This window comes from Thermodesulfobacteriota bacterium (assembly GCA_030583865.1).
In the GTDB taxonomy this organism is placed as follows: Bacteria; Desulfobacterota; GWC2-55-46; order GWC2-55-46; family GWC2-55-46; genus UBA5799.
Genome location: CP129479.1, coordinates 1,704,836 through 1,722,254 on the forward strand (window position 1 = coordinate 1,704,836; position 17,419 = coordinate 1,722,254).

Genomic DNA, 17,419 nt, shown 5'->3' on the forward strand with positions numbered 1-17,419 from the left:
AGGGGAGAGGGGATTAGAAATATCAGCTCCTCGATGTAAAAGAGAAAGTCAAGATAACTCGACAACTTTACAGCAGCCCGGCTTCCTTGTGCTTCGCTGCTATGGCCCGGGCGAGCCTTTCTATCTCGGCGAAATCCGCTTCCCTCGGTTTGCCTTTTACGAGCACGGGGGCAAGCATCTCGGCCTTGAGGTTCCCCATGTTCGACGTCAATTGCTCGGGCATCCTGCCGGCCCAGCCGAGCGAGCCGATGATGGAGGCGAACCTGAGCTTTGGCCTTAGCGCGTTCACGAGGAAGGCGGCTGAGACCGCGAGCGGGTGCGCTCCGCCGAGCACGGTCGGTGAGCCGATGACTATCGTCGCCGCGTCCACGAGCGACATGGCGAGCTTCCCTAGGTCCGCGTGCGCGAGGTTGAAGACCTCGACCTCCACGCCATCCCTCCAGAGCGCCTCGGAAAGCGCCTCGGAAAGCGCCTCCGTCGAGCCGTGCATGGTCGCGAAGGCGATGACAGCGCTGTTCCTTACCCTGTCCGAGACCCATTCCGCGTGCGAATCCATTATGCACCGGGGGTCTTTATAGACCGGGCCGTGGCTCGAGGCTATGGTCTTTATGTGGTATTTCGCGAAGCGCTCCAGGTGCTTCCTTATGGTCGGCCTGAAGGGCATCATGACCTCGGAGAAGTACCTCTTGGAGGCCTCGCATACCTTCTGTTCGTCCTCGATATATATGCCTGAAAACGAGAGGTGCGAGCCGAAAAGGTCGCAGCTGAAGAGTATGCCGTCCTCTTCGAGGAAGGTGCATATCGTCTCCGGCCAGTGCACCCAGGGCGTGTGTATGAACTCGAGCGTCTTCCCTCCGAGGGAGAGCTTCTCGCCGTCCGCGACCGTCCTCACGCGGCCTTCCGCGATGTGGAGGTGGTCTATAAGGAGCTCCCTGCCCTTGGGGCTTGCGACGACCACCGCGTCCCTGTACTTATCGAGCACGGCGGGCAGCGCGCCCGAGTGGTCCTGCTCGGCGTGGTGCGCGACCACGTAGTCTATTTTCGCGATTTTTTCGAGCCTGGCCATGAGCTCGTGCGTCTTTGACGGGTCGACGGTGTCGAGGAGCGCGGTCTTTTCCGTCCCCTCGACGATGTAGGCGTTGTAGCTCGTCCCGTCCGGGAGCGGTATGAGGGAGTCGAAGAGCCGCCGGTCCCTGTCGACAGCCCCGGCCCAAAAAACACCTTCGGTTATCTTCCTGGGTTCCATCGGTCCTCCTTCCTTGCGTTACGATATTCGATACATATCACAGGGGCCGGTTTTTTTCAACGAAGCGGGCTCAGAGCGCCCGCTTGAATATCAGGAGGCCGGACGAGATGGATATGACGGCGAATACCGCAAGGAAGATTATGTCGTACTGCACGGCCGCGAGCCCCGCGCCCTTGAAAAGGAGGGCCCGGATCGCGTGGACGGAGTATGTCTCTGGGTTCGCCATCGCGAAGGCCCGGAGCCACCCTGGAAAGCTCTCCACGGGATATATGGCGCCGCTCGGAAAGAAGAGTATGACGTTAAGGAAGCCGCCGAGCACGCCGACGATCCTCGGGTGGTTTATCCGGCCCATTATCATGAACATGAGCCCCTGCAGGCCGAGCGTCGAGAGGACGATAACGAGCATGAGGAGGAAGAGCGAGCCCGGCGTGAGCATGCTCCAGAGATGGATGCCCGAGATAAGGGACCCGATAAACAGTACCAGCACGGCGAGGACGGTCGTTATAAGAAGCCCGCTCGCGATAAGCCCCATGACTATGTCGCCCTTGGTAAGGGGCGTGAGGAAATAGCTCTCCTCGATGCCGAGGAACTTGTCCATGACCATGTTGAACGCGCCCGTCGTCATCGCGCCCAGGAATATGGCCATTATTACGACGCCCGGGAGTAGCGACTGGTCGTAGTCGACCTTCCTGTAGAGCTCCATGTCCCGGAGCACTGGGCGCGACCTCTCCTCCCGTATGGGGATGAACTCTTCTCCAAGCGAAGGGAGGGCCGAGGAGACTGCCATGCGTATGGCGTTGGCGGATATGGCCTCGGTATTGTCGAGGTAAAGGCCGAGCTCGGGCCAGGCCCCCCTTATGGACCTTCTCGTAAAGTCCGGCGGTATGACCATCACGCCTTTATAGTCCCCTTCCCTAAGCCCCCGCATGGCCTCGCCCTGGTCAGCGACCATTCTCACCTCGATGGTAGCCGGCCCGGCCTCTATCGCGCGAAGGAGGTCCATGACGCTCTCGGCCCTGGGCCCGTTGTCCTGGTCGACGACCGCAAGGGGCAGGCGCTTGAGCTCGCCCTGGAAGGAATGGCCGAGCACAAGGAGGTAGATTATCGGCATAAGGAGGCTCATGGCCACCACGAGCGGGTTTCTTATGAACTTCCTCAAGTCCCTTTCGAATATGGCGATAAAGCGGTTCAACCCCTATCTCCCCCACTTCGTCGGGATGCCCGCGCCGAGGAGGAAGCTCACCTTCCTCGCCTCCTCCTCGCGTATGGGCCTTCCGGTATAGTGGATAAAGACGTCCTCAAGCGTCTGCTCCTTGAGAGTGACCCTTGAAACCCTGCCCCCCAGGGCCCTGAGCGCTTCCACGGCCTCGGGGATTATCTCCGCGCCCTTGTCGGAGGAAAGGATGATGCTCTCTCCGCTATAGTCAGCGGAGGCCGCGCCGGGGACCGCCTTCACGCGCTCTGCGGCCTTTTCCATGTCAATGCCGCTTACGACAAGCTCGACCCTGTCCTTCTGCGGAATTGCCCACTTGAGCCCCGGCACTGTATCGAGCGCGACTATCTTCCCGTAGTCGATTATGGCCACGTGGTCGCAGAGCGTCTCGGCCTCTTCCATGTAGTGCGTCGTAAGGAGAATCGTCAGCCTGTCCGCCTTCCTGAAGTTGTCGAGGAGCTCCCAGACCACGTGCCTTGACTGCGGGTCGAGGCCTATGGTCGGCTCGTCGAGTATCAGTAGCGAGGGCCTGTGCACAAGCCCCCTCGCGATCTCGAGCCTCCGCCTCATGCCGCCCGAATACGTCGCGACGAGGTCGCCCGCCCTCTCCTTCAAGCCGACCATCGAAAGGAGCTCATCCGCCCTTTCCCTCCGCTCGGCCCTGGGTATCCCGTAGAACCGGGCGTATATGTCCATTGTCTCGTAGCCTGTAAGGTCGAGGTCGCTCGTCATTGCCTGCGGCACGACTCCTATTTCCGCCCGGACAGCCGATGGCTCGCGGACCACGTCCCTGCCCATGACCCTTGCCGAGCCGGAGGTCGGCCTTATGAGGGTGGTGAGTATCCTTATTAGAGTAGTCTTCCCCGCGCCGTTCGGGCCCAGAAGGCCGAAGAAGTCGCCCTCTGGTATAGTAAGGCCAACGCCGTCGAGGGCCTTGACATCCCCGTAGCTCTTTGAAAGGTCTTTTGTCTCTACAGCGGCTCTCATCTCTCGGCCCTGCCGAAATATATCCTTGCCACTACGGTCATGCCGGGCTTGATAACGCCGCCGGTATCGCCCAGCGCTATCCTTACCCTGAAGGTCTTAATGTCCAGGCGGCCCCTGGTCACGTCCCTCTGGGTCGCGAAGCCGCCGAGCTGGCCTATTTCGGCCACCTCGCCGGTAAAGGTCCTTTCGCCGCCTATGGGCGTCACCTCGGCCCTGCCGCCGACCACTATCTCCTGTATGCCGGTCTCGGGTATGTCCACGCGCGCCCAGATGTCGTCAGGGTCGTAAATCGCATATATCACATCGCCGGGGTTCGCGTATTCCCCTGCCTCGAAAGCCTTGTACGAGATTATCCCGCTTATCGGGGAGGTCAAAACCGCGTCCTCGAGGCGCGCCTCGAGCGCGCGCACCTCTGCCTCTGCCTGGCCGAGCCTTGCCCTGGAAGCGGCGATCCTGGCCTCGGCGGCCCTGATGCGGACCGCCGCGTTCCGAAGGTCCGCCTCCGAGCTCCTCTGCCTAGACCTTGCGCTCTCAAGGAGCGCCCGGCTCGAATCGTATGCGGCCCTTGCCCCGTCCAGTTCCCTTCTGGAGACGAAGCCCCGGCTAAAAAGCCCCTCGGCCCTTTCGAAGTTCTCGCCGGCCTCCTGAAGGCGCGCGCTTGCGGCCTCGGCCTCGGCCCGGAGCGCCTCGGCCTCGTGCGCCGCCGCTTCCCTCTCTACCCTGGCGTTATCGAGAGCAGACCTGGCCTCTTCTATCGCCTCCCTCTCCGCGGCGGCTGCGGCCCTCCCTTGCTCGACCCTGGCCAGAAGCTCCCTTTCATCGAGCCTCGCGGCGACAGCGCCCTTTTCTATCCGCTCTCCCTCCCTGCAGCAGAGCCAGTCGATACGCCCGGGTATTTTAGGCGCGAGGTCTACTTCGGTCGCTTCCGCCACCCCTGCCGTCTCTACGAAACCCGGAGGGGACTTCGGGCTCAAATAAAAGAAATACGCGGCAAACGCAACTGCCAGCAGAAATACGAATATCGCCAGGGACTTGAGTCTCTTTAGAGCCATTACGAAGCTCCACGATTTTTCTGTAAGCTTAACAGAATAAGCCTGATATTACCATGCACCAGCATTGATTGTTACAAGGCGGAGCAGAGGAAACTAATCCTCCGGGGGCCCGGCAGGTTAGAAGGAGAGCTGTCTTGCAGGTTTAAGGGGACTTAAAAAGGAAACCGCCGGCATGCGCGAAAAAAACCGGCGGTGAAATCACCTGCATTTGAATACGGACGGACTAATCGGATTTGCCTCCGAAGGAGGCCTGGACCCCTCTGCTTCTAGCCATTTGCCTTCTCGGCGTTTGCCACTATCATCCCGCCTATCTCGATGCCGCCCTCCTGCGCGGCCTTGACCGAGGCATGGTCCCAGTCCTGGCCGTCCTGCCTCCAGACGGCGTTAAAGACCATCCGCTCGCCGCCCGCGAGCATCTCAAGGGGCGGGCTTTTGGTCTTGTACCTCGGGACGAAAAGGAGGCTTTTGAAGACGGAATCGCCGTATTTTATGGGAGTGCATGCGGCCACGAACCAGTGCTCTGTAAGCACCTCAACGGTCTTTGCGCCGGCTATCATGTCAGCGGCCCTGGGCATGGCCTCGACCTCCCTTGAGCCGCTCAAGCCGTCAACGACCGTCGCTGTAAACCTGTTTGTCCCGTCGCCCGAGTCGAAACCACGCGGCTCGCCGACCTGGATCGCCAATTTCATCAGCCACTCCTCTGCCCTTTTTTTATCAGTTCATGTTATAACACCGGGCGCTCAGGTTGCAAATGAAAAAAATGCTCAGCTATAGCGGCCCAGCGCGGCCTTTACCTTTACGATGTAGTTCTCGCCGCTCACCGGAAGGTTGCCCCTGTAATACCTGGCTATGCCTTCGTCGAAGCCCCAGCGCCGTATGTTCTCGGCAAGTATCCGGCACCCCGCGTTTATGTTATTGTCTATGTCGAAGAGCGTGCCATGCACTCCCAGCTCCTTTTTCCAGAACGGCATAACCTGCATGAGGCCCTGCGCCCCCTTGCTGCTCACCGCAAACGGGTTGCCGCTGGATTCGACTTTTATTATCGCGGCGACGAGGCCGGGCTCAAGCCCGTACCGGCTGCTGTAGCGAAGGAGCGCCCTCACGATCTCGCCGGCTTCCCGATCGGTGAGCCGCGGGTTCATCGCCGAGATCAGCCCCTGCCAGTACGCGCTGTCCGCATCGAGCCGCCCTTCGTGGCCGTAAAGCCCTTCTGAAGGCGCATCGTCGAACGGCCCGCTTCCGGTGTGCCGCTCAAAGGCCGCGCTCGTCGCGAGCCAGAACGGCAGAAAAACGGCCAGGCAGAAGAAGAAAGAGGAATAGCCGCCTGAGCGCCTCTTCAAGGCCAAACAATCTCCCCTTGGCTCCATCGGTCATCCTCCTTTTCCGGCAGAGTTGAAAAACTCCATCGCAGCGCATCGCCGCCGGGCAACATGCCTCTAAAGACGGGCTTTCATCCGGCCCCATAAAGTATAGCCGGGGTTTCCAGTTTCTGCAGAAGTACGGACGGGATTGACTTGCGCCTCGAGGCCTTCCTGCTATCCTTTTATGTGACCGGAGGAGGAATATCGGATGCGCAAACAGACCAGGGCAGCAGTTTTCGCGGCCCTTCTCGCGATTTTGGGAGCCGTTGCGGGCTTAAGTCACGCCGGAGCAGCGGAGCCCGGGTATTCCTTCAGCGTAAAGACGGCGATGGACACCGTCTCCCGCTGGCCCGACGCTTCCAGGGGAGCCGCAATGGAGATGATAGGGAAGTACGGCGCCCCTGACGGCTTGACAGTCGAGATTATTTACTGGAGGAACAGGGGCGAATGGCTTGAGATTACGGTAAGGAGAACGGGGGCGCCCCATAATTTCCCGGCGCCCCACGAGGACGTGCTCGAGCAGGTCGTGGCCTATGAGGTACCGCCGGGGAGGCATAACGACCTCGCCGTATTCGACGGAAGCGTCGTCGCCGAGCGCACGAGAGGGACCCTCTCTGCCCGGTGCCGGAGCGAGGCCATGAACTATGCGGCCCTCAACCTCGCGCACGAAATCATAACCGAGGGCATGAGCATAGAGGCCGCAAGGGAGAGCTTCGCCGCGATAATGCGCGGCCATGCGGAGGGGAGGGAGCACAGGTATACGCGCGGCCTGCAGTTCCGGCTGGAGATACCTGAAGATACAAGGGACCCGGACTTCGCCTTTTGAGGCCAGATTTGAATCGGGATCATCCGCCCCCCCCCGTTTCAGTCAGGGACGGTCATTCCTCCCCACCAGGCCCAGCCGTCAGGAACTTTCCCACCAGCGCCATCATCTCCCTTGCCTTGTACGGCTTGGAGATGACGCCTGAGAAGCCGAACTTGCCGTAGTCGGACATGACAGGGTCGTCGGAGTAGCCGCTTGATACTATAACCCTGGCCGCCGGGTCTATCTCGAGGACGCGGCGGACAGCCTCCTTCCCGCCCATGCCTGCAGGGATGGTAAGGTCCATTATCACGAGGTCGAAGCCCCTGCCCCCCGACCTGGCCTCCTTGAAAAGCGCGACCGCCTCGGCCCCGTCCCTTGCCGATTCCACCTCGCACTCCATGCCCTTAAGCATCTCGCCCAGGGCTTCCCTGATGGTCTCGTCGTCGTCCATGACCAGGACCCTGCCCTTATGCGAAGGCGCCGGGAACGGATCCATCTCCATATACGCGCCCGCGTCGGGTGACGCCGGGAGGTAGACGGAGAAGGCCGAGCCCTTTCCCGGCGCTGACTCAACCTCTATGAAGCCCCCGTGGTCCCTTACTACCGAATACGCGGCGGCAAGGCCTAGCCCGCTCCCGCCTTCCTTCGTCGTGTAGTAAGGGTCGAAGACCTTTTCCACGTCCGCATCCGGTATTCCCGCGCCATTGTCTTCCACGCGGATGCACACGTGCGGCGGGCCGAGAGGACGGTCCTTGGCGGACGAGGCGTTGAACGCGCTCACCTTTATCACTCCCCCGGAAGGCATGGCCTCGTCGGCGTTGACGATTATGTTCTGGATGGCCTGGGAGAGCATTCCCTCGTCCGCCTCTATCGGCAGGAGGCCGGGGGCTATCGAGAACTCGCATTTCGATTTGGAGCCAGTGGTAACGAACGAACACCAGTCGGCTATTACGTTTTCAAGGAAGAGCATGCTCTTTACCGGCGCCCCTCCCTTTGAGAACGTCAGGAACTGGCGCACCAGCCGCTTGGCCTCGTTGCAGGCCTTCTCCGCTTCCCTTAGCCGCCCGGACACCTTCTCGTCAGGCCCGTAAAAGAGCGCGAGCGAGACGTTCCCGATTATCCCGGTGAGGAGGTTATTGAAGTCGTGGGCTATGCCGCCGGCGAGCCTGCCGAGGGATTCGAGCTTCTGCGACTTGATAAACTCGGCCTCAAGCCCCTTCCTCAGGGTGATGTCCTTGACCGTGGCGCAGTAATTGAGGATGTTGCCCTTCTGGTCGGTTATGACGTAAGGGCTTATGATGACCGGGAAGAGGCTTCCGTCCTTTCTCCTGAAGACGAACTCATGGTCGCCCTCTTTCCCGGCTTCAAGGTCCGAAAAGGCCGCCTCAATCCTGGGCAGCTCCTCCTCGGGCCAGTAAGGCATCGGGGCTTTTCTACCGGCAAGCTCGTCTTTCTTAAATCCGACCATATTGAAAAAGGCCGGGTTCCCGTCCACGAACCTCCGTTCGCCGTCGAACATGCTGAAGCCGTCGTGCATGGACCTTATGAGGCTCTCGGTGCGGCTCTTGCTGTCGATGAGGGCCTTTTCGTATTCAACCCTGTCGCTTATGTCCCTGAAGATGCCGAGTATGCGCCCGCCCTCTCCGAACGAGAGCGGGGCCGCGCTTATACGGACGTTTACTATCGTGCCGTCCTTCCTTATTACCTCCCCGTCGTAGTCGGCGGCCCTGCCCTTTACCGAATGGGCGGCGAACTTGCCCCTGTATTCCTCGGCCTTTCCGGGAGGGTGGAGCTTCGACTGGTGCATCCCGATAAGCTCTTCCCTCGTCCTCCCGGTAAGGACCTCGGCCTCCTTGTTTGCGTCGACAAGGAATCCGGTCTCCATATCGGCGAGGAAGGCGGCGTCATTTAGGTTCTCGAAGAGGTGCCTGTACTTCTCCTCCGAGACCCGGAGACGCTCCTCCGCCATCCTGTAATCCGTTATGTCCCTGGCCATGACCACGGCCCCGGCTACGGTCCCGTCGTAGTCGAGATAGGGGTAGTACGTGACGTTCATGAACCTGCGGCCGGCGGCCCGGAAGGTGAACCATGCCCTGTAATTTATGACCTCTCCTGCAAAGCAGCGGTCCAGGTAGTCTTTTATGAAATTATTAAATACGGCATCACCGAGGAGCTCTGGGACCTTATGCCCTACGATCTCCTCCCTGCTCTTTCCGTGGGCCTTCAAATATGCGTAGCTTACTACAAGGTATTCGTAATTCCTGCCGACTATCGAGATATGGTCCGGGGAGGGGGAGATGAACCGCTCGTAAAACCTGAGGAATTCCTGTGGCATACGGCTTCTCCTGATGGCTTTTGGAAGGGATGGGCACCACAGTTTTTAAAGCGCTGGCGCACCCTGTTGGCACCATCCCGGGACAGGAAGCAACCCCCATCCAGCGCTGAAATTATATCACAAACGTAACCACCCTGTCATCCGATAAAGGCCCTGGGCGGGCGCAGCGCCCCGGGACTTCGGCTATAATCGCAAATAGGTAAAAATGCCAGAAGACATATCAAAACTCAGGATCGAGAAGAGTCCAGGAAAGGGGTACAGGAGAAGAAAATGGAGGCCTGCATACTGGGGGGCCGCCCTTTTACTACTCTTCCTCTCCGGCTACCTGGCCTTTCGCACCCTGAGCGTTACACAGGTAAGGGCGGCGGAGGTGTCCGTCACGTACCCTTCAGAAGGCCTTACCGTCCTTAACGCGAGCGGCTATGTCGAGGCCGAACGGAAGGCCGCGCTCTCCTCCAAGATAACGGGAAGGCTCGTATGGCTCGGGGTCGAGGAAGGGAGCCCCGTCGAGAAGGGACAGATCGTCGCGCGCCTTGAAAGCGCCGACCTCGAGGCCGCGCTCGACGAGGCAAGGGCCTCTCTCAGGGCCTCCAGGGACAACATGGAGGCCGCAAGGGCCGAGCTCGATGACGCAAGGAGCGACTACCGGAGGAAAAAAGAGCTTATGGATATGGAGTTCATAGCCCGAAGCGTCTTCGATGCCGCGGGTGCGAGGCTCAAGAAAGCGGAGGCCGCTTTCGAGGCGGCCAGGGCGGGGGTGCGGGCTGCCGAGGCCGCTGAGCGGGGCGCAAGCGCCTCGCTCGGCTTCACGGAAATAAGGGCCCCCTTCAGCGGGGTCGTCCTCACAAAGAACGCGGACATTGGCGATATCGTCACCCCGGTCGGAGCCGCGGCTGACGCCAAGGCGGCCGTGGTTACGGTCGCGGACATGGATACGCTCTACGTCGAGGCCGACATATCCGAGGCGAATATCGGGAAGGTATACGCCGGAATGCCGTGCGAGATCGAGCTGGATTCGTCGCCCGGCGAAAAGAGGAGGGGGAGCGTCCACATGATAGTGCCAACAGCCGACAGGACCAAGGCCTCCGTAATGGTAAAGGTCCGGTTCCTTGACGGCACCGAGAGGGTGCTTCCCGAGATGAGCGCCAAGGTGGCCTTCCTCTCAAGGGCACCTTCCCGGGAAGAGAACAAACCGCTGCCGACGGTTCCCGGCCAGTCGATAGTCTCCGAGGAGGGCCGGGATTTCGTCTTTATAATCGACGGCGAAAGGGCAGGGAAAAAAGAGGTGCGGACAGGGAAACGGATAGGAGAGGCGATCGAGGTATCGGGAGTGGAGCCCGGGACGAGGATAGTCCTCGCCCCTCCCGAAGGCCTCGAAGACGGCTCGAAGATAGAGGTCATAGAGGAATAATGGCAGGGGCAAAGGAAAGCCCGCTTGTGAGGATAAGGGGCCTTAACAAGTCTTACGCGCGGGGCAGCCGCGTTATCCCGGTCCTCCGGGACATAGACCTCGACATCGAAAATGCCGGGTTCATGGCGCTAATGGGCCCTTCGGGCTCGGGGAAGAGCACGCTCCTTAACCTCATAGCCGGAATAGACAGGCCGGACAGCGGCACAATCGAAATCGGCGGCATAGAGACCACCTCTCTTGCCGAGTCCGAGCTCGCCTCCTGGCGCTCGGACCACGTAGGCTTCATATTCCAGTTCTACAACCTCATGCCGGTCCTTACCGCCCTCGAAAACGTGGAGCTTCCGCTCCTTCTTAAGGACATGCCCCGGAAAGAAAGGCGCGAGAGGGCCGGAATGCTCCTCGGGCTCGTAGGCCTCTCCGAGCGCCTGGACCATTACCCCGGCGAGCTCTCGGGCGGGGAACAGCAGCGGGTCGCCATATCGAGGGCGATGGTCACGGACCCTACCATTCTCGTCGCGGACGAGCCGACCGGCGACCTTGACATGGAATCCGCGGAAGAGGTGCTGCGCTTAATGGAGAGGCTGAACGTGGAATTCGGGAAGACCGTCATCCTGGTCACGCACGACCCCAAGGCCGCCGGGAAGGCGCGCACCGTTAGGCGCCTCGAAAAGGGTTACCTTAATGCCGCTGTTTTTTAAGCTACTATTGAGGAACGCCTTCCGCCACAGGCTCCGCACCATGCTCACGGTCCTCGGCATGGCGGTCGCTATACTCTCATTCGGGCTACTCCGTACGGTAGTGGACGCCTGGTACGCGGGGGTCGAGGCCTCGGCGGCCAACCGGCTCATAACCAGAAACGCCATATCCCTCACATTTTCGCTCCCGCTCTCATATTACGAGAAGATACGGCAGGTCGACGGGGTCGAGAAGCTCTCTTACGGCAACTGGTTCGGCGGCGTATACGGGGACGAGCGGAAATTCTTCGCCAACTTCGCGATGCAGGCGGAAAGCCACCTCAACATAGTGACCGAGCTCGTCCTCTCCCCCGGGGAAAAAGACGCATACCTGAAAGACAGGAAAGGCGCGATAGCCGGAAAAAAACTCGCCCAGAGGTTCGGCTGGGAGATCGGAGACGCCATAACGCTTAAAGGCACTGTCTTTTCAGGCGATTGGGACTTTACTCTCCGGGGCATATACAGGGGACGGGACGACACCGTTGACGAGAGCCTTTTTTTCTTCCACTGGGAATACCTGAACGAGACCCTTGAGGCGCGCGAGCCGATGAGGGCCGGAAGGGTAGGCTTCTACCTCGCGGAGATCGAAAGGCCAGAACTCGCAGCCGTCGTCTCGGGCCGCATAGACTCTCTCTTCGAGAACTCCCTTGCGGAGACGCTCACTGAAACGGAGCGCTCTTTCCAGATGAGCTTCGTAAGCATGACGGAGGCGATAATGACAGCGATCCGGCTCGTCTCGGTCGTGGTCATATTCATAATCATGGCGGTCGTGGCTAACACGATGGCGATGTCGGTCAGGGAGCGCATGGGCGAGTTCGCGGTCATGAAGGCGCTGGGCTTCGGGGCCCGGCATATCACTCTACTCGTATTCGGGGAGTCGCTGGCCATCGCGGCCCTCGGCGCGGCCCTCGGGGCCGCCCTCACCTTCCCCGCCGCTTCTTTTTTCAGGGCCGAACTCGGGCAATACTTTCCGGTGTTCATCATAAAGCCAGCTACCTTCTGGCTGGACGCGGCAGCCGCCCTGATAGTCGCCGCATCCGCTTCCGTCATCCCTTCATACAGGGCCTCGACCGTCCCCATAACCGCCGCCTTGAGAAGGGCGGTATAACAACAATGCCAGTACCGCTCTCATACAGCCTCAAGTCGCTCCTTGCAAGAAAGCTCACGACAGCCCTCACCGCCGGCGGCATGGCCCTCGTCGTCTTCGTCTTCGCCGCGATAACGATGCTGGCCGAGGGGCTCGAGGCCACCCTGGTAGAGACCGGCTCAAGGGACAACATGATCGTCGTAAGGAAGGGAGCGCCATCGGAGGTCCAGAGCACAATAACCCGGGACCAGGCCGCCATAATAGAGTCGCTTCCCGGCGTGGCGCCGGGCCCCGGCGGGATCAGGCTCGCGGCAAAAGAGATAGTCGTCCTCATATCGCTCCAAAAGCGCGGCACCGAAAGCCCCTCCAACGTGGTCATACGGGGGATAACGCCCGCTTCTCTCGAACTCAGGCCGCAGGCAAGGCTCGTCGAAGGCAGGATGCCGAGGCCCGGCACTTACGAGATAATATCCGGAAAGGCGGTCTCAGGCAGGTTCGAGGGGGCGGGCATGGGGGAAAAGCTCTCCTTTGCGATGAGGGAATGGACTGTCGTCGGCATATTCGACGCCGGCGCTACCGGGTTCTCCTCCGAGATATGGGGCGACACCGACTCCCTCATGCAGGCCTTCAGACGTCCCATCTACTCGTCAGTGGTATTCAGGATGGAAGACCCGGAAAGGCTCGATTCCATAAAGGCCGCGATTGAAGACGACCCCAGGCTAAGCCTCGACGCCAAGCGCGAGACGGAGTTCTACTCCGAGCAGTCCAGGGCCCTCTCCCTCTTCCTGAGGGTACTCGGCACCACGCTCACGGCCATATTTTCAATAGGGGCCGTAATCGGGGCCATGATAACAATGTACTCGGCTGTGGCAGGGAGGGTCGGCGAGATCGGGACGCTCCGCGCCCTCGGCTTCGGCAGGACCAGCATACTCGCGGCCTTCCTCGTCGAGTCGCTCCTTACCGGCCTGGCCGGAGGCGCAATCGGCCTCCTTGCCGCATCGTTCCTCCGCTTCATCTCGTTCTCCACGCTCAACTTCCAGACCTTCTCGGAGCTGGCCTTCTCGTTCACCCTCACCCTGAAAACAGCCGTGCTCTCCATAACCGTCGCGCTCATCATGGGCCTCGCAGGAGGACTCCTGCCGGCCCTCAAAGCCTCAAGGATGAAGATAACGGACGCACTCCGGACCGGATAGGCTGCCGGAGCCTCTTGGGGGAAACTTTCTGTAGAAAGTTTCCCCCAAACCCCCTTCAAAGACTTTTAGTTCCTGAGCGTACCCCCTATTTGGGGGTACGCTCAGGAAAAACTGAAAATTTTTGGAGAGAGTTTGAGATGACCTTTTACAAAGGGCCCTCTTAAGGGGTCTTCGGCACCTGTCAGCGTCCGGTGCTTCCGAATCCGTTTTCGCCTCGTGTGGAGGTTGAGAGGTCTTCGGCGAGTTCGATTGCTACCTGGGGGACCGGGAGGAAGACCATTTGCGCGACCTTGTCGCCGGGCCTGAAGGCGAAGGCAGGGCCGTCCGGGGCGGAGTTGCCGTTTATCGCGACTACGCCTATCTCGCCCCTGTAGGAGCTGTCGACGACTCCTGCCGTCACGATGAGGCCTTTTGCGCCGAGGCCGCTCCTGGATTTTATCTGACCGTACCAGCCGTGCGGTATCTGCATTGCGATGCCGGTTTTTATAATCATTGTGCCGCCCGGGGGTATGGTCGCCTCCTCGGACGCGAAGAGGTCCCAGCCCGCGTCGCCGTCGTGCGACTTGCAGGGCGCCTTGGCGGACGCGGAAAGGAGCCTTATCCTGACCGTGAGCGGGGCTTTTTCCATTTTTTCTCCTCTCAAGGGCTGAATTGATATCATATCTGCGCAGCCGGGCGCAAAAGTATTTGTAATCGGCCCGCGCTTATAATAAAATATCCGGACTATGGAAAACAAGAAGACAAAGACGCGGCAAGAGCTAGAGGCTTACCTTAAATCACTTCTGCAGTTCATGCTGAAATCCGGACAGGCGTATGACATGGGGTTCGAGGGCGAGGCCCAGAGGCTTGCGGTGGCGCTGAAGGCCATACTCGATGACCCTGACGGCTCGGGCTCGCTCATCGAGAAGATCGGGCTCGACCTCTACTTTTACGACAACTGCCCGGACTACGACGAGAAGCTCGCGCTGCCGATGAGCGGGCTTGCGCTCTTTGCGCCGTCGAGCAAGGAAAAGAACAGGTATGTTCCGAGGCTCGGCAGGAACCCCGGGATTGCCATGAACAAGGCCAAGTTCGGCGAATGGTGGAGCAAGCCGGTCATCGTGGACGACATCAAAGGGGTGCGCCTCACAAGGAAAGACATAGTAAACGCCGTTTCAAATACCGAGGCAAAGGGCGCGAGGCCGGTCCTTAACGAGGACTTCAACAAGCTCCTTAAGGAGAACCCCATCGGCTGGGTGGACGATGAGGCCGGGCTCAAAAAAGAGCCACTTCTGGGGATGGAGTTCGCGAGCGCCAGGCATATCGCCTTCGAGGTGCTGGTCTCATTCGAGGAGCAGCTCCCGCATTACTTCGAAGGCCTTTACCCGAACTGACCCAATCCGACGATTCAAATCCAGGGCTTTAAAAGACAAGGGGAGCTTCTTTCGAAGCTCCCCTTGGTTTTTTTGTTTTCAAATTAGATTAAGGCATCCTCTTTTAGAGGCTGCCTTGCCTCAGGATTTTTTCAGGAACTTAAGGAAACGCTTGAGAAGCCCCGTCTTTTCCTCTTTTTGAGCCGGCTGCACCTTCGAGGGCTCAAATGCCTTGGACTCCTTCTCCTGCCTCGCTATCGCCATTGCGGCCTGCTCTACCTGCCTTGTATTGTACTGCCTGCCGCCTGCCGGCCTCTTCGTTTCCCGGTCTCCGGCCTTGAAGCCCTGGCCCCTTTTCCTGGGCGGCCTCTGGCCCCTCTCCTGGGACTGCCGGCTGCCTGGCTCGGGTTTCGCGTTCAGGGCGCGCGGCTCTCCTGAAGTAATCTCTTTCGGATTCGCCCCAGCCGGGCTGTTCCCTTTCCGGCGGTTTCTCGGGCGGTTCCTTTTCGGACGGTCCCCGGGCTGACGGCTGCCGGGCTGCCCTGGCTGACTATCAGGCCGAGCGGCCTTTTCCGGTTCCAACGGCAAGGCCTGCGCCAAGGCAGGTCCTGCCGCCGCCTTATCATCGCGCGGAGGGCCCTTTTTCTCATGGCGCCTCTCCGGCCGCTTTCCGTCTTTCTGGAAAGACCTCTCGCGCCCGCCTGGGCCCGGCCTTTTTCCGCCGCCCCCTGCCCTCTCGTGCGGCCTCTCCCTTCTCGGCCTCTCCTTTATGACGAGGTCCCTGACCATTTCCCCTTCTTCTATCCATTCGGTCTCGAGTTTGCGCTCGATGTACTTCTCTATCTCCGGGAGGTTAAGTACATGGTCTTCGCATGCGAGGCTGTACGCCTTGCCGCTTTTACCGGCCCTCGCGGTCCTGCCGATGCGGTGGACGTAATTCGCCGCGTCGTCCGGGAGGTCGTAGTTTATGACGTGGGTCACTCCCTCTATGTGCAGCCCGCGCGCCGCGACGTCCGTGGCGACAAGCACGTTGATCTTCCCGGCCTTGATGCCCTCAATTATCTTCTCGCGCCTGGCCTGGGTCACGTCGCCGGTGAGGACCTTGGCCGGGATGCCGTTCGCCACGAGGTTTATGCCGACCTTCTCGGCTGTGGATTTCATGTTCGTGAATATGATGGCGCGCTCGACGTCGGGGCGCTTGAGGAGCGCAAAGAGTGACGGAAGCTTCTCCTCGTTCGAGACGTAGATTATCCTCTGGTCTATCGCGCTTACGGTAACCTGCTCGGGCTCTATCTCGACCATGACCGGGTCGGGTTTCATGTAGCGCGACGCGAGCCTCCTGACGTTCGAGTCGATGGTCGCGGAAAAGAGCATCGTCTGGCGGGGCTTGCCTTTCGGGAGCTTGCTTGCGATGTACATGATGTCCGGGGCGAAGCCCATGTCGAACATGCGGTCCGCCTCGTCTATGACGAATATCTCGATGGAGTCGAGCGAGAGTGTCTTGGACTTGTAGAGGTCTATCATGCGGCCCGGGGTGGCGACCACCAGCTCGACCCCTTCCTTCAACGCGTTCACCTGCTTGCCGTACTCCACGCCGCCGTAGACTGCGACCGACCTGAACGGCAGGTGCTTTCCGAGCTTTTCTGCATCTTCGATTATCTGGGACGCAAGCTCGCGGGTCGGGGCCATGACGAGCGCCCTTGGCTGCCCGGTCGTATTGGGTCCGGCTGCCATGACCCTGCTGAATATCGTAAGGAGGAAGACCGCGGTCTTTCCTGTGCCGGTCTGGGACTGAGCTATGACGTCCTGCCCGTCAAGGCACGTTGGAAGGGATTGCTCCTGAATGGGTGTACAGTGCTCGAATCCGGCATCGCTAATCCCTCTAAGGATGTCCGGGTGCAGAGCTAAACTTTCAAATTTCATCCGTTCTTTTCAAATCTCCTTTGTTCGGCTATGGCATCTGCCGGTCTGATTGCATAAAACAATATAATATTACACCATTTTTAGCACAATGGAGTCAAGGATTAGTTTCAGGGTACGATTTCGAGTGGAAAGGCGGCCTGAAGATACAATAAAAAAAGCCGGCCACGGAACCTCCGGGCCGGCTCTATTTCGAATCTGGAGCGGGCGATGGGAATCGAACCCACGTCTAAAGCTTGGGAAGCTTTCATTCTACCATTGAACTACGCCCGCGTGATTTCGCTATAAAAATACATCATGCCCGCCGTCGAGTCAAGTCCAATTCCGGGAGCGCGGCTCTTATATTCACCACCATTTAGGCTTGCATTCCTCGCCGTCGCCGGGCTCCTGGACGAAGGTCGTCTCCACAATCGAGCTGCTCACCCAGCCCACATGCCCGCCCTGCTCGTCAGAAGACCTGACCTTCACGAACCCATCGCTCTTTTCGAGCACCTGTACCAGCGCGCCGGGCCTGAGAGTGCCTACTATCTTCACCATGCCCGGCGAGTCCCACATGAGTATCGAGATCCTGCCCTGGGCCCAGTTTGTCGCGAAGTAATCCATGTCGCGGATAACGCCGTGCTCAACGCAGGCAAAGGCCCAGGCGGACATCATTACGCTCAGAACTATCGAGAGGACGACTTTTTTCATGATGTGTTCTCGCCGCAGCCGACCCGGAAGCCT

At 59.8% G+C, this 17,419-nt stretch carries 16 protein-coding genes and 1 tRNA gene; 6 read left to right on the top strand and 11 right to left on the bottom strand.

What is annotated here, in order from left to right:
* Positions 1–67: 67 nt before the first annotated feature.
* From QY316_08095 to QY316_08120, 6 genes are all read right to left on the bottom strand, one after another.
* Complete coding sequence (locus QY316_08095; GenBank protein ID WKZ31883.1) at positions 68–1,246, bottom strand: FprA family A-type flavoprotein; 1,179 nt, start codon at positions 1,244–1,246, stop codon at positions 68–70.
* Positions 1,247–1,316: 70 nt separating this feature from the next.
* Positions 1,317–2,438 (bottom strand): ABC transporter permease, encoded by a 1,122-nt coding sequence (locus QY316_08100; protein WKZ31884.1) that lies wholly within the window; start codon positions 2,436–2,438, stop codon positions 1,317–1,319.
* A gap of 3 nt (positions 2,439–2,441) precedes the next feature.
* The gene (locus QY316_08105; protein WKZ31885.1) at positions 2,442–3,446 is read right to left on the bottom strand and encodes an ATP-binding cassette domain-containing protein; all 1,005 of its coding nucleotides are present in this window, start codon (positions 3,444–3,446) and stop codon (positions 2,442–2,444) included.
* Entirely contained in the window at positions 3,443–4,498 is a 1,056-nt protein-coding gene (locus QY316_08110) for an efflux RND transporter periplasmic adaptor subunit (protein ID WKZ31886.1), read from the bottom strand. Before QY316_08110 ends, QY316_08105 begins: the two co-directional genes overlap by 4 nt.
* 266 nt (positions 4,499–4,764) lie before the next feature.
* A complete protein-coding gene (locus tag QY316_08115) occupies positions 4,765–5,187 on the bottom strand; it encodes a hypothetical protein (protein WKZ31887.1) in 423 nt (140 codons plus the stop codon).
* A 75-nt stretch (positions 5,188–5,262) separates the two neighbouring features.
* Positions 5,263–5,865 carry a lytic transglycosylase domain-containing protein gene (locus QY316_08120; GenBank protein ID WKZ31888.1) on the bottom strand — a complete coding sequence of 201 codons (603 nt, stop codon included), beginning with the start codon at positions 5,863–5,865 and terminating at the stop codon, positions 5,263–5,265.
* Positions 5,866–6,067: 202 nt separating this feature from the next.
* Here QY316_08120 and QY316_08125 point away from each other — a divergent pair, with 202 nt between their 5' ends.
* On the top strand, positions 6,068–6,685 hold the full coding sequence (locus QY316_08125; GenBank protein ID WKZ31889.1) for a hypothetical protein: 618 nt from the start codon (positions 6,068–6,070) through the stop codon (positions 6,683–6,685).
* Positions 6,686–6,737: 52 nt separating this feature from the next.
* On the opposite strand, the gene QY316_08130 is transcribed toward QY316_08125, so the two are convergent.
* Positions 6,738–8,999 carry a PAS domain S-box protein gene (locus tag QY316_08130; GenBank protein ID WKZ31890.1) on the bottom strand — a complete coding sequence of 754 codons (2,262 nt, stop codon included), beginning with the start codon at positions 8,997–8,999 and terminating at the stop codon, positions 6,738–6,740.
* Between the two features lie 205 nt (positions 9,000–9,204).
* Between QY316_08130 and QY316_08135 the strand changes: the two genes are divergently transcribed.
* Genes QY316_08135 through QY316_08150 form a run of 4 tightly spaced genes read left to right on the top strand, consistent with a single transcriptional unit; the run spans position 9,205 to position 13,424 of the window.
* The gene (locus QY316_08135; GenBank protein ID WKZ31891.1) at positions 9,205–10,410 is read left to right on the top strand and encodes an efflux RND transporter periplasmic adaptor subunit; all 1,206 of its coding nucleotides are present in this window, start codon (positions 9,205–9,207) and stop codon (positions 10,408–10,410) included.
* Positions 10,410–11,108: an ABC transporter ATP-binding protein gene (locus QY316_08140; protein WKZ31892.1), complete on the top strand. Its 699-nt coding sequence runs from the start codon at positions 10,410–10,412 to the stop codon at positions 11,106–11,108. Before QY316_08135 ends, QY316_08140 begins: the two co-directional genes overlap by 1 nt.
* Positions 11,092–12,252, top strand: coding sequence for an FtsX-like permease family protein (locus QY316_08145; GenBank protein WKZ31893.1), 1,161 nt, complete (start codon positions 11,092–11,094; stop codon positions 12,250–12,252). The genes QY316_08140 and QY316_08145 overlap by 17 nt, the downstream gene beginning before the upstream one ends.
* A gap of 5 nt (positions 12,253–12,257) precedes the next feature.
* Positions 12,258–13,424, top strand: a complete 1,167-nt coding sequence (locus QY316_08150; protein WKZ31894.1) for an ABC transporter permease — start codon at positions 12,258–12,260, stop codon at positions 13,422–13,424.
* A 181-nt stretch (positions 13,425–13,605) separates the two neighbouring features.
* Here QY316_08150 and dut read toward each other — a convergent pair whose 3' ends face one another.
* A complete protein-coding gene (dut, locus tag QY316_08155) occupies positions 13,606–14,052 on the bottom strand; it encodes a dUTP diphosphatase (protein ID WKZ31895.1) in 447 nt (148 codons plus the stop codon).
* Positions 14,053–14,149: 97 nt separating this feature from the next.
* On the opposite strand from dut, the gene QY316_08160 reads away from it, so the two are divergent.
* On the top strand, positions 14,150–14,797 hold the full coding sequence (locus QY316_08160) for a hypothetical protein (protein WKZ31896.1): 648 nt from the start codon (positions 14,150–14,152) through the stop codon (positions 14,795–14,797).
* 120 nt (positions 14,798–14,917) lie between these two features.
* On the opposite strand, the gene QY316_08165 is transcribed toward QY316_08160, so the two are convergent.
* The 3 genes from QY316_08165 to QY316_08175 form a co-directional block, all read right to left on the bottom strand.
* Positions 14,918–16,699, bottom strand: a complete 1,782-nt coding sequence (locus QY316_08165) for a DEAD/DEAH box helicase (protein ID WKZ31897.1) — start codon at positions 16,697–16,699, stop codon at positions 14,918–14,920.
* A 196-nt stretch (positions 16,700–16,895) separates the two neighbouring features.
* Positions 16,896–16,969 (bottom strand) — tRNA-Gly (locus QY316_08170).
* 72 nt (positions 16,970–17,041) lie between these two features.
* Complete coding sequence (locus tag QY316_08175) at positions 17,042–17,386, bottom strand: SH3 domain-containing protein (protein WKZ31898.1); 345 nt, start codon at positions 17,384–17,386, stop codon at positions 17,042–17,044.
* Positions 17,387–17,419 lie beyond the last annotated feature (33 nt).

Coding starts and splice junctions, on each gene's coding strand:
- QY316_08095 (WKZ31883.1), bottom strand. CDS start 1,246: ATGGAACCCAGGAAGATAACCGAAGGTGTTTTTTGGGCCGGGGCTGTC.
- QY316_08105 (WKZ31885.1), bottom strand. CDS start 3,446: ATGAGAGCCGCTGTAGAGACAAAAGACCTTTCAAAGAGCTACGGGGAT.
- QY316_08110 (WKZ31886.1), bottom strand. CDS start 4,498: ATGGCTCTAAAGAGACTCAAGTCCCTGGCGATATTCGTATTTCTGCTG.
- QY316_08115 (WKZ31887.1), bottom strand. CDS start 5,187: ATGAAATTGGCGATCCAGGTCGGCGAGCCGCGTGGTTTCGACTCGGGC.
- QY316_08120 (WKZ31888.1), bottom strand. CDS start 5,865: ATGGAGCCAAGGGGAGATTGTTTGGCCTTGAAGAGGCGCTCAGGCGGC.
- QY316_08125 (WKZ31889.1), top strand. CDS start 6,068: ATGCGCAAACAGACCAGGGCAGCAGTTTTCGCGGCCCTTCTCGCGATT.
- QY316_08130 (WKZ31890.1), bottom strand. CDS start 8,999: ATGCCACAGGAATTCCTCAGGTTTTACGAGCGGTTCATCTCCCCCTCC.
- QY316_08135 (WKZ31891.1), top strand. CDS start 9,205: ATGCCAGAAGACATATCAAAACTCAGGATCGAGAAGAGTCCAGGAAAG.
- QY316_08140 (WKZ31892.1), top strand. CDS start 10,410: ATGGCAGGGGCAAAGGAAAGCCCGCTTGTGAGGATAAGGGGCCTTAAC.
- QY316_08145 (WKZ31893.1), top strand. CDS start 11,092: ATGCCGCTGTTTTTTAAGCTACTATTGAGGAACGCCTTCCGCCACAGG.
- QY316_08150 (WKZ31894.1), top strand. CDS start 12,258: ATGCCAGTACCGCTCTCATACAGCCTCAAGTCGCTCCTTGCAAGAAAG.
- dut (WKZ31895.1), bottom strand. CDS start 14,052: ATGGAAAAAGCCCCGCTCACGGTCAGGATAAGGCTCCTTTCCGCGTCC.
- QY316_08160 (WKZ31896.1), top strand. CDS start 14,150: ATGGAAAACAAGAAGACAAAGACGCGGCAAGAGCTAGAGGCTTACCTT.
- QY316_08165 (WKZ31897.1), bottom strand. CDS start 16,699: ATGAAATTTGAAAGTTTAGCTCTGCACCCGGACATCCTTAGAGGGATT.
- QY316_08175 (WKZ31898.1), bottom strand. CDS start 17,386: ATGAAAAAAGTCGTCCTCTCGATAGTTCTGAGCGTAATGATGTCCGCC.